The 13,816-nt window shown below is 73.2% G+C and carries 10 protein-coding genes and 2 tRNA genes; 9 read left to right on the forward strand and 3 right to left on the reverse strand.

Features of this window, described 5'->3' with window-relative positions:
- Positions 1–1,140: MFS transporter (locus FNH09_RS37240; protein ID WP_152894304.1), on the reverse strand; the 1,140-nt coding region annotated here is incomplete at its 3' end.
- Positions 1,141–1,255: 115 nt separating this feature from the next.
- On the opposite strand from FNH09_RS37240, the gene FNH09_RS37245 reads away from it, so the two are divergent.
- Positions 1,256–1,855, forward strand: a complete 600-nt coding sequence (locus FNH09_RS37245) for a TetR/AcrR family transcriptional regulator (protein ID WP_152894305.1) — start codon at positions 1,256–1,258, stop codon at positions 1,853–1,855.
- A 73-nt stretch (positions 1,856–1,928) separates the two neighbouring features.
- On the opposite strand, the gene FNH09_RS37250 is transcribed toward FNH09_RS37245, so the two are convergent.
- Positions 1,929–6,080 carry a PAS domain-containing protein gene (locus tag FNH09_RS37250; RefSeq protein ID WP_162469686.1) on the reverse strand — a complete coding sequence of 1,384 codons (4,152 nt, stop codon included), beginning with the start codon at positions 6,078–6,080 and terminating at the stop codon, positions 1,929–1,931.
- Between the two features lie 255 nt (positions 6,081–6,335).
- On the reverse strand, positions 6,336–6,848 hold the full coding sequence (locus FNH09_RS37255; protein ID WP_152894306.1) for an SSI family serine proteinase inhibitor: 513 nt from the start codon (positions 6,846–6,848) through the stop codon (positions 6,336–6,338).
- A gap of 168 nt (positions 6,849–7,016) precedes the next feature.
- Between FNH09_RS37255 and FNH09_RS37260 the strand changes: the two genes are divergently transcribed.
- The 8 genes from FNH09_RS37260 to FNH09_RS37295 form a co-directional block, all read left to right on the forward strand.
- Positions 7,017–7,107 (forward strand) — tRNA-Ser (locus FNH09_RS37260).
- 205 nt (positions 7,108–7,312) lie between these two features.
- Positions 7,313–7,385: transfer RNA gene (locus FNH09_RS37265), tRNA-Arg, on the forward strand.
- 296 nt (positions 7,386–7,681) lie between these two features.
- Entirely contained in the window at positions 7,682–8,371 is a 690-nt protein-coding gene (locus FNH09_RS37270) for a TNT domain-containing protein (RefSeq protein WP_152894307.1), read from the forward strand.
- Between the two features lie 70 nt (positions 8,372–8,441).
- Positions 8,442–8,795 (forward strand): hypothetical protein, encoded by a 354-nt coding sequence (locus tag FNH09_RS37275; protein ID WP_152894308.1) that lies wholly within the window; start codon positions 8,442–8,444, stop codon positions 8,793–8,795.
- A 53-nt stretch (positions 8,796–8,848) separates the two neighbouring features.
- Complete coding sequence (locus FNH09_RS37280) at positions 8,849–9,736, forward strand: DUF2797 domain-containing protein (RefSeq protein WP_152894309.1); 888 nt, start codon at positions 8,849–8,851, stop codon at positions 9,734–9,736.
- 152 nt (positions 9,737–9,888) lie between these two features.
- Entirely contained in the window at positions 9,889–10,626 is a 738-nt protein-coding gene (locus FNH09_RS37285; RefSeq protein WP_152894310.1) for a response regulator transcription factor, read from the forward strand.
- 165 nt (positions 10,627–10,791) lie between these two features.
- Positions 10,792–12,429 (forward strand): sensor histidine kinase, encoded by a 1,638-nt coding sequence (locus FNH09_RS37290; protein WP_152894311.1) that lies wholly within the window; start codon positions 10,792–10,794, stop codon positions 12,427–12,429.
- Between the two features lie 14 nt (positions 12,430–12,443).
- Positions 12,444–13,816, forward strand: a 1,373-nt coding sequence (locus FNH09_RS37295; RefSeq protein ID WP_152894312.1) for a bifunctional glycosyltransferase family 2/GtrA family protein, incomplete at its 3' end; no start/stop codon positions are given.

Below are 13,816 nucleotides of genomic sequence, written 5' to 3' on the forward strand. Positions count from 1 at the left end.
CACCCCGCCCCAGCCCCCGCGGCCGTACGCCGTGCCGGCCAGTACCGAGGCGAGGGCGCCGCCGGCGAAACCGGCCACGACATAGGCGGTGTTGGCGGCGGCGGGGGACGTGGTGGTGGTCAGAGCCAGGGTCTGGTTGGCGACGTGCGAGGCCACCAGGGCGATGTGGATCAGGACCGCCGCTACGAACAGCGCCCCGATCACCTGCCCGCCCAGCCAGAACAGCGGCACCGACAGCGCGGCCAGCAGATAGGCGGAGCGTACGACCCGGGCGGCGCCGAAGCGGTCGACCAGACCGCCCGCGAGCGGTGCCACCGCGGCGGCCGCCAGGCCGAAGAGACCGAACAGGCCGGCGGTCGCTGTCGACAGGCCGTAGGACTTCCCCGTCAGCAGCAGCGCGAGCGACGTCCACAGGGCGCTCCACGCGCCGAACATCCCGGCCTGGCGCAGGCAGGCGCGCCACAGGTCGGGCGACTCGCGCACCAGCCCCGGCAGGGCCGTGAGCTCGGCGAGGAGCGGTCCGGTGCGGCGGCGGCGTTGCGCGGGCAGCACCAGGGCGGTGGCCAGGCCCAGGACGAGGGTCAGCGCGCCGGAGCCCGCGAACACCCAGCGCCAGCCATAGGCCTGCCCGGCGAGCCCGCCCAGCACCCGGGCGGCGACGATGCCGGTGAACAGGCCGGCGATCACCGCGGCGACATGCCGGGCGCGGCGGTCGGCGGGGGCGCGCTGGGCGACCAGCGGGACCAGCAGTTGCGGGACGACGGTGGCGGCGCAGGCGACGAAGACGGCGGCGGCGAGCGCGGCGGTGCCGGTCGCCGTCGCGGCCACCGTGAGGGCCGCCGTGGTGACCACGGACAGGGCGGCGACCAGCCGGCGCCGGTCCACGCTGTCGCCGATCGGGGCGAAGAACAGCAGTCCCGTGGCGTAGCCCAGCTGCGCGACGGAGGCGATCCAGGCCACCGCCGAGGGCCGGGTGCCGAAGGTGTGGGCGATGAGAGGGAGCAGCGGGGCGGCGAGGTAGATGTTGGCGGCCGTCGCGGCGGTGCAGACGGCGATGAGGGGCAGCAGCAGGGGTGAGTCGACGGGTTCGGCCGTCCGGGCGGCAGGGGCCCGGATCTCGCGTGCGGCGGCTGACGGCATGAGCGACGGGGTCCTTCCGTAACCAACTGGTTGGTTGGAATGAGCCGAGTCTGCCCCCTGTCCGTCCACACTGTCAACCAAACGGTTGGTTACCTGGTGGGGCTACCCTGTCCCCATGGCAGCAAGGGACCCCGAGGCCACCAAGGCCCGTATCTTCGAGGCGGCGGTCGCCGAATTCGCCCGCTACGGCATCGCGGGTGCCCGGATCGACCGCATCGCGGCCGACGCCAAGGCCAACAAGCAGTTGATCTATGCCTACTTCGGCAACAAGGCGGAGCTGTTCTCCCAGGTCCTCGGCAAGTGCATGCTCGATCTCGCGGTTGCGGTCCCGGTCGACGCGGACGACATCGAGGGCTGGCTCGACCGCCTGATGGACTATCACGCCGCCCACCCCGAACTGTTGCGCCTGCTCTTCTGGGAGGGACTGGAGTACGGCACGACCGAGCTGCCCGACGAGACCGAACGCCAGGAGCACTACGCCCGCAAGGTCGCCGCCCTTCAGGACGGCCAGGACCGGGGCGTCGTCAGCGACGCGATCCCGGCCCGCGACCTGCTGTTCCTGCTGGTGGCGCTGGCCAACTGGGCCACCGTCGTACCGCAGATGAGCCGTGTCCTGGTGGGCCCCGGCGAGACCGACCGGGACCGGCTGCGGGAGTCGATCAAGGAGGCGGGCCGCCGGCTGACCACCCGCCGCCCGGACGAGCCCGCGACCTGACGGCCCGCCCGCCGGGGGAGCCTGCGATCTGACGGCCCGTGCCGCCGGGGGAGCCCGGCGTGCGGGCCGTCCCCTAGTTGGTGCCGATGCGGGCGAGCAGGTCCACGATCCGGCCCTGCACCTCGTCGCTGGTGGACCGCTCCGCGAGGAACAGCACCGTCTCGCCCGACGCGAGGCGCGGCAGGTCGGCCTGGCCCACGGCGGCCGTGTAGACCACGAGCGGGGTGCGGTTGAGCTGCCCGTTCGACCGCAGCCAGTCCACGATCCCGGCCTGGCGCCGGTGCACCTGGAGCAGGTCCATCACGACCAGGTTCGGCCGGAAGTGCCCCGCCAGGGCCACCGCGTCCGCGTCGCTCGCCGCCCGCGCGACCTGCATCCCGCGCCGCTCCAGCGTGGAGGTCAGCGCCAGCGCGATCTCCGCGTGCTCCTCGACGAGCAGGACGCGCGGCGGGTGCTGCTCACTGTCCCGGGGCGCGAGCGCCTTCAGCAGTACGGCGGGATCGGCGCCGTACGCCTCCTCGCGCGTCGCCTGCCCGAGTCCCGCCGTGACCAGCACCGGCACCTCGGCGGCCACGGCCGCCTGGCGCAGCGACTGGAGGGCCGTACGCGTGATCGGTCCGGTCAGCGGGTCGACGAACAGCGCGGCGGGGAACGCGGCGATCTGCGCGTCCACCTCCTCGCGCGAGTTCACGATCACGGGCCGGTAGCCGCGGTCGCTCAGCGCCTGCTGGGTGGCGGCGTCCGGGGCCGGCCAGACGAGCAGCCGACGCGGGTTGTCCAGCGGCTCCGGCGGCAGTTCGTCGTCCATCGGCTGCGGCCGCGGCATGTCCGCGATCTCCACCGCCCCGCCCGGACCGTCCAGCGGCTCGGGCCCTTCGGCGGCGTTCTCGTCCGGTGCTCCTATGGCGTACGACCGGCCGGCGCCCTCGGTGTTCGGCGCGAGCCGGGACTGTCCCGCGAGCGACGGCTGCGCGACCGCGGGCTGCGGTGCGGCGGCCTTGGGCGCGGGAGCCTGCGGCGCGGCCGCCCGGGTCGCGGCGGGCGCCTCGGCGCCCGGGTGCGGCCGGGCGGTCTGCTCCGGACGCGCGGCCGGGTCGGGCGGGGTGCCCAGCTTGCGGCGCCGGCCGGAGGCGTTCGGCCCGTGCGGGGGCGGCGTGGCGGACGACGACGGCTGCTGCACCTGCGCGGCCTGCCGGGTGAACGGCACGCCCTGGCCCAGCGTTCGCACGCTGATCGCGCGCCCCTGGGTGGAGTTGGGGTCCACGGGCGCCGCAGGCTGCGCGGCCTCGGCCGGCAACGGCTGTGCCGCGCGCGGCTGCACGGGCGCGCTCTCGGGCGGCAGCGGGGTGCCGGTCGCCGGGGTGGCGGACGCCATGGGCTGCGGGGCGGCCGGAACCTGGGCCGGGATCTGGGCCGGGATCTGGGGCGCGGGGGCACCTGCGGCCGGCGAGGGCCGGCCGGAGGCAGCCTCCGCGGGGAGCGGCTGGGCGGGAACGCCCTGCGCCGGAACCGGCCGCGGGGCGGCCGACTGCGGCGGAGCCGCCTGCTGGGGGACCTGCGGGACCAACTGCGCCCCGCCCGGCACCGCGGCCGCCTCCGCCGACTGGCCGACGGCCCGACGGCGGCGGCCGGTCGGCGCGGTCGTGGGGTGCGGCTGAGGCGGGGTGTGGTCCTCGGCGTGGTCGTGGGGCGCGGCGTCGGGCCGGCCGTGGTCGAGGGACGCGTCACCCGGGGCGACCGGCCCCGAGGGAAGCGGCAGGGGGCCCGGCGACGGCACGGGCGCCGGGGCGAGCGCCGGTACCGGCCCCGCCTCGTCGGCGGAGCGGTCCGCCTCGGCGGGCGGGAGCGCGAAGACCGCACGCGGGGCGGCCTCCTGCTGGGCGGCGCGTTCCGCCGCGGCGGCCAGGGCACGGCGGCGCCGTCCGCTGGGCTCCCCGTCGCCGTCCGTGTCGTCCTCGTGGTCCGGGACGACGGCCGCGGGCAGGGCGGGCGGCAGCGCGTGCTGTTCGTCGGTGCCGCGCCGGGCACGCCGTCCGGCGGGCGCGGGCACGCCCTGCGGCGGAACGGTCTCGCCGACGGGTACACCCTGCGGCGGAACCGTCCCGCCCAGTCCGGTGCCCGAGGCAGCGGTCCCCGCGGCGTTCTCACCGGCCATGACGACGGCACCCTCGGCCGCGCCCTGGCCCGCGGGCGCGATCTCGGCGGGCCGTCCGCGCCGCCGTCCCGTCCCGCCCGAGACCTCCCCGGCGTCGACGGCCGCGGCCACCGGCTCCTCGGCGGCGGCCGCCGCCCGCCTGCGCCTGCGTCCGGTCGGCGACCCGGCCTCCGCGTCGCCGGCACCGGACTCGCCCGGCACCTCGCTCTCCAGGAAGGCGTCCACGGAGGACCGGCGGGCCCGTCGCCCGCGCCCGCCCCCGGAGCCCTGGACGGACCCGTCGCCGTCGTTGCCGAGGCCGTCACCGGCCGGGGCCTCCAAGGCGTAGGACGTCGGCCCGGCCGGGCCTTCCACGGCATAGGAGGCCGGCGCCGGGGCGAGCTCCAGCGCCTGGGAGGGCACCGTCCCCGCCCCGCCCCCGAGCGGCACCTCCAGGACGTACGCGCTGCCGCTCATGCCCGGCACCTCGTGCGTCTGGAGCACACCGCCGTGGGCGCGCACGATCCCGCGCACGATCGGCTCGTGCACCGGGTCTCCCCCGGCGTACGGGCCGCGCACCTCGATCCGTACGACCTCACCGCGCTGCGCCGCCGCCACGACGACGGTGTTGTCCATGTAACCGCCCGCCGACACCGGCGCGTTGCCGGTGGCGTCGACACCCGCGACGTCCGCGACGAGATGCGCGAGCGCGGTCGCCAGCAGCCGCGCGTCGACCTCGGCCTCGATGGGCGGCGCGTGCACGGCGAACTGCACCCGGCCGGGCCCGATCAGCTCGACGGCCCCGTCGACACCGGCGGTGACGACGGCGTCGAGCATGACGTTCGTGCGGTTGACGGCCTGGGTGCCGGCGTCGAGCAGCTGGTAGCCGAGGACGTTGTCGATGAGGGTGGTGATACGCGAGTAGCCCGCCGACAGATGGTGGAGCACCTGGTTGGCCTCGGGCCACAGCTGCCCGGCGTCGTCCGCGGCGAGCGCGGCCAGCTCCCGGCGCAGCTCGTCAAGCGGTCCGCGCAGCGACCGGCCCAGCAGGGTGAGCAGCTGGTCGTGCCGGGCGGCGAGCGCCTCGTAGCGGTCCTTCTCCCGCTCGCCGAGCGCGGCGTACCGGTCCTCGCCCGCCGCGAGCTCCTCCTCGTGCCGCTCGGCCAGCTCCTCCAGCTCGGCGACGTGCTTCTGGCGCAGGGCGGTCAGGTCGGAGGCGTGTTCCTCGGAGAGCCGCTCCAGCTCCTCGGCGTGCTCCTTGTCGGAGGCCTCCTTCTCGTCGGCGAGCAGGTCGTACTGCCGCCGGTCGTTGAAGGTCATCACCGCGCCGACGAGCTGGTCGCCGTCGCGCACCGGCGCCGTGGTCAGGTCGACCGAGACCTTGTCGTCGGTCTTGGACCACAGCACCTGCCCGCGCACCCGGTGCTTGCGCCCGGAACGCAGGGTGTCGGCGAGCGGCGACTCGTCGTACGCGAAGTGCGAGCCGTCGGCGCGCGAGTGCAGCACGAGGTCGTGCAGCTTCTTGCCGCCGAGGTCGCTGGCCCGGTAGCCGAGGATCTGGGCGGCGGCCGGGTTGACGAGGACGATCCGTCCGTCGGTGTCCGTGCCCACCACGCCCTCGGACGCGGCGCGCAGGATCATCTCGGTCTGCCGCTGCGAGCGGGCCAGCTCGGCCTCGGTGTCGACGGTGCCGGACAGATCGCGTACGACGAGCATCAGCAGCTCGTCGCCGGTGTAGCCCTGGCCGTCGTAGGCCTGCTGGCCGTTCTCCAGGTTGGCGCTGGTCACCTCGACGGGGAACTCGACGCCGTCCGTCCGCCGGGCGATCATGCGGGTCGGCTTGGTCCGCCCGGCCGGGTCCATGTGGTCGGGCCGCCGCATGGAGCCCGGAATCAGCTTGGAGTCGAACTGCGGCAGCAGATCGAGCAGCCCACGCCCGACGAGGGCGGTGCCCGGCGACTCGAAGGCCTCCAGGGCGATGGTGTTCGCGTTGACGACCGTGCCGTTGGCGTTGACCAGTACCAACGCATCGGGCAGTGCATCCAGTATGGCTGCGAGGCGAGCAGCGCCTCGGGATGGCCTGCTGCTCACGAGACGCTTCCCTTCTGTTACTGCACCTTGCCGACCGCCCGGACCATCTTGCCAACCTGCCCGCGACGTGTCACGCGAGGGATTCTAAGGGCTCGGATCGCTCCCGCGGCCCCGGATGAGAGGGAGCTCGCACGACCAAGTGACACGGAGGGCGGGATCGGCCGCCCCGACCGCGCGGGACCTCCACGGGTCCGTCGCCTCCGCCGGGAGGCCCCTGTGCGGGACCTGCCCCGCCCCCGACCTCCCTCGGGGCCGCTATCGCCGCAGGTCGGGAAGCAACGGTACGAACCGGTCCCAGCGGGCGATCCGGCATCCGTCGCCGCGATCGAACATCGCGTCGACGGGTCGGCCGGCCCAGGTCCCGGTGACCCGGGCGGTGGCCGGGCCGCCGTACTGCATGGTGCAGACGCTGTTCTCGGGCACGGGTGCGAAGGTCTCGACGCCCCAGCGGGTGTTGCGCTCCACGGCCGGACAGGCGCCCTGCGGGTCCGGATGAGTGCCGCCGTCCGGATGACAGCGCAGTTCGTACGTCCCGTCCGCGTCGCCGCCCGCGCCGCGGACGGTGACGGTGAGGCGGTCGGTGCCCGCCCGGTCCTCGTCCCGCGCGGGCGGCGGCATGAACCGGGCGCCCCCGACCGCGGCCGGGGCGCTCCCGGCATAGGCGGCCGTGGGCGCGGCGGACAGCGAGCCGACCGCGGCGAGGCAGGCGGTGGCGAGGGAGGCGGTGACGGCGAGCCGGCGGCGCGGGCCGGAGGTGACCTGTGACATGACCTGTCTAACGCCGTACGACGTGCCGCGTTGCGCGTTCGCCGCACCGGGGGTAAGCCTTTGCCCTACGGCCTCCCCGCCTAGTACCGTGGAGGCCGATTGGTGACGCGGCCGTCGTCTGTGTCATCATCTGCACGCACCACTCGCGCTCGCGTGAGCGGTTGTGCTGGAGGCGTCGCCTAGTCCGGTCTATGGCGCCGCACTGCTAATGCGGTTTGGGCCTTAAAGCCCATCGAGGGTTCAAATCCCTCCGCCTCCGCGCGAAGACGAAGCCCCGGTCCACTGGACCGGGGCTTCGTCGTTTTCCCTCTGTGGCCGCGCGATCGCCCCGAAAGACGTTTTCGCAGGTCACAAGGGGTGTGGCTAACGGATTTCACATGTCGGCGGCAGTCATGTAATGTTCTTCCTGTCGCCGCGAGCGGGCCGGAAGGGCCGGGAGCGAAGGCAGAAACAACAAAAGACAAGCACTCGTAGCTTAACGGATAGAGCATCTGACTACGGATCAGAAGGTTGCAGGTTCGAATCCTGCCGAGTGCACATCAACCCAGAGGCCCTGTGGATCACTCCACAGGGCCTCTGGTCTTTTGCGTCGAAGTGCCGAAGGCCGGGCGTCCGCGGGGTGGGTGTCGCGCGGGTGGGACGGGGGTGGTCTTCGGCTGATCGGGGTTGTCCTTTCATCTGTCCGGGTGACCGACCGCCGGGCCTGCGCCCTTCGTGCCCTCGGCGCGCGTCAACTGGGTCCCGTCACACGACGAGGCGGGCGGCCGGTCACCACTACCGGCCGCCCGCCCCCGGGCGGCGCCTGGCCGGCGCCGGAAGAGAAGGGACACCGGATGCGCGTACTGCGCGCCTTCCTGGGGAGCGCCATCGCGTCGCTCCTCCTGCTGATCGGCATCTCGCCGGCCACGGCCTACGCGGACACCGCCCGCGTGGGGACCGGGACCCACTGCCCGACCGAGCACCGCAGCCGCGGGACCAACTCCGCACCCACCACGCAGTTCGGGCCGTACTTCCGCGACGACTGGCGGCTGGGGCCGACGGTGCTGCCGCGGACGGGTGCGCTCGGCCAGATGCTGAGGGGTTACCGCCGCACGGACCACGTCTCTTCCTACTGGTTCCTCGGGTGCTACTGGCAGACGGATCCGCAGACCGGGAAGTCCGGCTGGTGGTACCCGGACAACAACGGCTTCGTACTGAGGAACGGCAAGCCCGTCGAGCATCCGACGACGCTCCGCAAGGGCCAGCTGGTCGACATCTTCGGGAGCGGGTTCGGCAACTTCCTCGCCCCCGCGGGCACGCCGTACGCCAAGCGCGCGATCCCGCCGAGCAATCTCGACACCTATGTCGCGGCCTATCCGTTCAGCTACCACCTCTACCGGGTCGTCGATCCGTTCGAGGTCCACGCGGGCCCGATCAGGCCCTGGTTCGGGCAGCCCGGTCTCGGCCTCCAGTACGTGTCGGACGTGACGATCCCCAAGCTCATCGAAGCGAAGAAACTGGAAGAAGTGAACGTGCGCCGATGACATCCCCCACGGGCCGGCCCCGGACCCGTCCGGTCGGCGGCCACCCGGGGCAGACGAGGGGACGGACCCGATGGACCGTGCGGACCTCGCCGGAAGGCTTCGCGAGGCGGGCGTCCCGGACGCGTTCTACGACATCCCGGGCGTCCACGAGGTGTCCGTCCAGCCGGACGCCTACTACTTCCTGGAGCGCGCGGCCGACGCCTGGACCGTAGGACTGCGCCAGCGTTCCCGGGACAGCGTGATGGAGCGTTTCGCCACCGAGGCGGAGGCGTGCGCGTACCTCTACGACACCCTCCTCCGGGCGCTCGCACCCCCGCCGGGACCGCCGGAGTCCCTGGACGAGCTCCTCGCCGACCCCGAGGAGATCCAGCGGCAGGCCTGGGCGGACTTCGACCACCGGGGCGGAGCCCGCGACGGCGGCTGAGACCGGGGCGGCGGCCCGGACGCTGTCAGTGGCTGCGCCTACGCTCGAAGGTGATGGCACAGGCATGGAAGTGCTCGGGACTGCGGTGGTCGGCGGACGGTCCCGTGCTGCGATGGGACGGCGGACGGTGCAGTGCGCTGTCGTGGGGGAAGCAGGTCGCCTTCCGCGTCGTGGACGGGGGCGTACGCACGTGTGTCGGGGCGCGCGGGCATCCGTGCGCGGCGCGGACGGTCGTGTCGGGCCGCAGTACGGGGGCCCGCTGCGAGGAGTGCGCGCGGATGGACCGGGCGCACTCCGTGGCCGCCGACACCGTCGCGGACGACCCGCGGCCGTACCACGTGTACCTGGCGTGGTTCGGGCCCGGCATGGTCAAGGTCGGCATCACGGCCCTGGAACGGGGGCCGGCCCGACTGCTGGAGCAGGGCGCGGTCTGTTTCAGCTGGCTCGGCGCCGGACCGTTGATGGCCGCGCGGCGGGCCGAGGAACTGCTGCGCGCCGCGCTCCGGGTGCCCGACCGGATCCCGTACGCCGACAAGCGCGCGGTGCGGTCCGAGCTGCCCGGCACGCAGGACGGGCGGGCGGCCGAGATCGCGGCGCTGCACGCGCGGGCGGTGGCTCTCGAAGGGTGGCCCGAGTCGCTGACGCCCGAGCCCTTCCGCCCCGTCGACCATGTCCGCGTCTTCGGGCTCACCGGGCCGCCCGCCGCCGGTGCGGCGGTGCGGGAACTGGTCGCCGGGGGCGTGGTGCGCGGGGAGCTGGTGGCCGCGGCCGGACCCGATCTGCATCTGACGAGCACGGCCGACGGCGGTGAGGCGGTGGTGCTCGACACCCGGCTGATGACCGGGTGGGAGCTCCTCCCGGCGGAGGGTTCCGTGCCCGAACTCACCGTGCCCGTGCGCAGATTCCGGCGGGAGCCGGGTGTGCAGGACGGCCTCTTCTGACCGGGTCGCGGCGAAGTGGTCGGTGCGGGTGCGGAGTTGGGTGTCCGGCAAGGAATCACCCAAGTCTTCCCTGAGAGGCTCCTGTGAGTTTCTTAGGGAAATCACAGATTAGTGAAAGCGTGCTCTCAGAGGACCCGGACAAGGTGTCCACCATGACCACGACCTCGCCCCAGGGGCGCACCGAACTGCTGAGGCCGGACGGGAGCCCCGTCCGCGTGCTTGTGGTGGACGACGAGTTGTCGATCACCGAACTGCTGTCCATGGCCCTGCGATACGAGGGCTGGCAGATCCGCAGCGCGGGTGACGGGACGGGCGCGATCCAGACCGCCCGCGAGTTCCGGCCGGACGCGGTGGTCCTGGACATGATGCTGCCCGACATGGACGGGCTGACCGTCCTGGGCCGGCTGCGCCGTGAACTGCCCGACGTGCCGGTGCTGTTCCTCACCGCCAAGGACGCGGTCGAGGACCGGATCGCTGGGCTCACCGCCGGGGGCGACGACTACGTCACCAAGCCGTTCAGCCTGGAGGAGGTGGTGGCGCGGCTGCGCGGACTGATCCGCCGCTCCGGCGCCGCCGACCGGCGCTCGGACTCCGTGCTCGTCGTCGGCGATCTCACCCTCGACGAGGACAGCCACGAGGTGTCGCGGGCCGGGGACAACATCCACCTGACCGCCACCGAGTTCGAGCTGCTGCGCTTCCTCATGCGCAACCCCCGCCGGGTGCTCAGCAAGGCACAGATCCTGGACCGGGTGTGGTCGTACGACTTCGGCGGCCAGGCCAACGTGGTCGAGCTGTACATCTCGTACCTGCGGCGCAAGATCGACGCCGGCCGGGAACCGATGATCCACACCCGGCGCGGTGCCGGGTACCTGATCAAACCGGCCGGCTGAGGTCCGGTGACCGGTGGGCCGTAGGTCTTCGTGCCCGCCGTCGTGTCATGGAGGAGCGTCCCCCGGTCGCTCCTCCATCCGGTCGTGAGCCCCGGCTCCATCCGGTCGTGAGCCCAGGCGCAACGACCCCGAGACCCTTGCGGACGCTTCGGTGAAGGCAGCGCGATGAGCAGGCAGAGACAGCGACAGAAGCAGAAGAGGCAGCGCACCCCGCGGACCCTGCGGTCGCGGCTGGTGGTCTCGGCGGTGGCGCTCATCGCCGTGGTGTGCACCGTGATCGGCACGGTGACGACCCTGGCGCTGCGCTCGCACCTGTACGAGCAACTGGACGGCAAGCTGCACGACACCACCATGCGGGTGGTGGGCGGGCGCATGCCGACGGGCGACAAGGATCCCGGCGGCCCGACGGGTCCGGCCGGGGCCTCGGACTTCGACCTCTCCGGAAGCGACAAGGTCAAGAACTTCGCCAAGCAGGTACCCACGCAGCCCGAGACCATAGCGGCCTACGTGAAGAACGGCACGATCACCACCGCGGTCATCTCCAAGCAGAAGAACGACAGCAACGGCATCTTCAGGGAGATGAGTGCCGTCGGTCTCACCGAGGCGCAGAAGGCCGCCCTGGCCAAGGCGCCCAGGGACGGCCGGGCACACTCCGTGGACATCCCGGGGCTCGGGGAGTACCGCGTCGAGTACAGCAGCAGGGACGGCGACACGTTCTACGTCGCGCTGCCGACCACCGACGTCAGCAACACCATCAACACCCTCATCCTGGTCGAGGTGAGCATCACCGCCGCCGGTCTCTTCGCCGCGGCCATCGCCGGTTACGTCCTCGTCGGCGTGGCCACCCGCCCGCTGCGCAAGGTCGCCGCGACCGCCACCAGGGTCTCCGAACTCCCCCTGCACACCGGCGAGGTCAACCTCAGCGAGCGGGTCGCCGAGTCCGAGACCGATCCGCACACCGAGGTCGGGCAGGTCGGCGCCGCGCTGAACCGGATGCTGAACCATGTGCACGGCGCCCTGCACGCCCGTCAGCAGAGCGAGATGCGGGTACGACAGTTCGTCGCGGACGCCAGCCACGAGCTGCGCACCCCGCTGGCCTCCATCCGCGGGTACGCCGAGCTGACCCGGCGCGGACGCGAGCAGGTCGGGCCCGACACCCGGCACGCGCTGCACCGCATCGAGTCCGAGGCGGGCCGGATGACGCTGCTGGTCGAGGACCTGCTGCTGCTCGCCCGCCTGGACGCGGGCCGGCCGCTCCAGTTCGAGCAGACCGACCTCGTACCGCTCGTGGTCGACACCATCAGCGACGCCCGCGCGGCCGGCCGGGACCACGTCTGGCGGCTGGAGCTGCCCGACGAGCCCGCGCTGGTGTCCGCGGACGCGGCCCGGCTGCAACAGGTGCTGGTCAACCTGCTGGCGAACGCGCGCACCCACACCCCGCCCGGCACGACCGTCACCGCACGCGTGCAGCGGCGCGGGCCGTGGCTGTGCGTGGACGTCCAGGACAACGGCCAGGGCATCCCGCCGGACCTGCTCCCGCACGTCTTCGAACGATTCGCGCGAGGCGACTCGGCGCGTTCCCGCGCCACCGGGTCGACCGGTCTGGGCCTGGCCATCGTGCAGGCCGTGGCGACCGCGCACGGCGGTGCCGTGACCGTCGACAGCGTGCCCGGCCGGACGGTGTTCACCGTGCATCTGCCCGCTCTCGGCCCCGCCGTCCCGCACCCCGCGCCCGAAACGAACTGGCAACTCGACTCACAGGTTCAGCACAGTGCCAGCACATGGGTGCAACAGGGCGCTTGACAACAGTCGTTGTCATGCGAACCGATTCTTCTCCCGGCAACCTGCCGGCGCGGGAACACCTCCCGGCCGCGGCCGCCGGTACGCCGGTCCTGGACGTAGTGATCCCCGTCTACAACGAGGAGAAGGACCTCCAGCCGTGCGTCGTCAGACTGCACGAACACCTCAAGCGCACGTTCCCGTACCCGTTCCGCATCACCATCGCGGACAACGCGTCGACGGACACGACCCCGCAGGTGTCCTCGCGGCTGGCGGCGCAGCTTCCGGAGGTGAAGGCCTTCCGGCTTGAGCAGAAGGGCCGCGGCCGGGCGCTGCGGACCGTCTGGTCGGCCTCGGACGCGCCGATCCTCGCCTACATGGACGTGGACCTGTCCACCGACCTCAACGCCCTGCTGCCGCTGGTGGCCCCGCTGATCTCGGGCCACTCGGACCTCGCGATCGGATCGCGGCTGGCCCGCAGCTCGCGGGTGGTGCGCGGCGCCAAGCGCGAGTTCATCAGCCGCTCGTACAACCTGATCCTGCGCGGTTCGCTCCAGGCCCGCTTCTCGGACGCGCAGTGCGGTTTCAAGGCGATCCGCCGCGATGTCGCCCAGGTGCTGCTGCCGCTGGTGGAGGACACCGGCTGGTTCTTCGACACCGAGATGCTGGTGCTCGCCGAGCGCGCCGGGCTGCGGATCCACGAGGTGCCCGTCGACTGGGTCGACGACCCCGACTCCACGGTGCACATCGTGAAGACGGCGACCGACGACCTCAAGGGCGTGTGGCGGGTGGGCAAGGCCCTGGCCACCGGTTCGCTCCCGCTGGACCGGCTGACCCGGCCGTTCGGCGACGACCCGCGCGACCGCGACATCGAGGACGTGCCCAAGGGACTGGCCCGCCAGCTCGTCGGGTTCTGTGTCGTCGGCGGTCTGTCGACCCTGTTCTACCTGCTGCTCTACAGCGCCTTCCGCACCTTCGGCGGCTCGCAGACCGCCAACGCGCTCGCGCTGCTGGTCTCGGCGATCGCCAACACCGCCGCCAACCGGCGCCTGACCTTCGGGGTGCGCGGCCGCGGCGGCGCCGTCCGGCACCAGGCGCAGGGCCTGGTCGTCTTCGGCATCGGCCTCGCGCTGACCAGCGGTTCGCTGGCCGCCCTGGGCGCGGCGACGTCCGACCCGGCGCACTCCACCGAACTCGCGGTGCTGATCGCCGCGAACCTCGCGGCGACCGTGCTGCGCTTCCTGCTCTTCCGCGCGTGGGTGTTCCCGGACCGGCGCGAGGCCGACGCCCGCTCGACGGTCGTCGCCTCCCACACCCCGTCCGCGCCGGTCTACGCCACGGCGCAGGCCGCGCAGCACTCCGGCGGCCCGTACGCCCCGCTGCCCCAGCGCCGGCCGGAACAGCCGTACCC

The sequence above is a fragment of the Streptomyces adustus genome (assembly GCF_009377175.1).
In the GTDB taxonomy this organism is placed as follows: domain Bacteria; phylum Actinomycetota; class Actinomycetes; order Streptomycetales; family Streptomycetaceae; genus Streptomyces; species Streptomyces adustus.

Excerpts from the sequence above, each read along its gene's own strand:
- FNH09_RS37290 (WP_152894311.1), top strand. The coding sequence starts at position 10,792 with ATGAGCAGGCAGAGACAGCGACAGAAGCAGAAGAGGCAGCGCACCCCG.
- FNH09_RS37275 (WP_152894308.1), top strand. The coding sequence starts at position 8,442 with ATGGACCGTGCGGACCTCGCCGGAAGGCTTCGCGAGGCGGGCGTCCCG.
- FNH09_RS37245 (WP_152894305.1), top strand. The coding sequence starts at position 1,256 with ATGGCAGCAAGGGACCCCGAGGCCACCAAGGCCCGTATCTTCGAGGCG.
- FNH09_RS37285 (WP_152894310.1), top strand. The coding sequence starts at position 9,889 with ATGACCACGACCTCGCCCCAGGGGCGCACCGAACTGCTGAGGCCGGAC.
- FNH09_RS37270 (WP_152894307.1), top strand. The coding sequence starts at position 7,682 with ATGCGCGTACTGCGCGCCTTCCTGGGGAGCGCCATCGCGTCGCTCCTC.
- FNH09_RS37255 (WP_152894306.1), bottom strand. The coding sequence starts at position 6,848 with ATGTCACAGGTCACCTCCGGCCCGCGCCGCCGGCTCGCCGTCACCGCC.
- FNH09_RS37280 (WP_152894309.1), top strand. The coding sequence starts at position 8,849 with ATGGCACAGGCATGGAAGTGCTCGGGACTGCGGTGGTCGGCGGACGGT.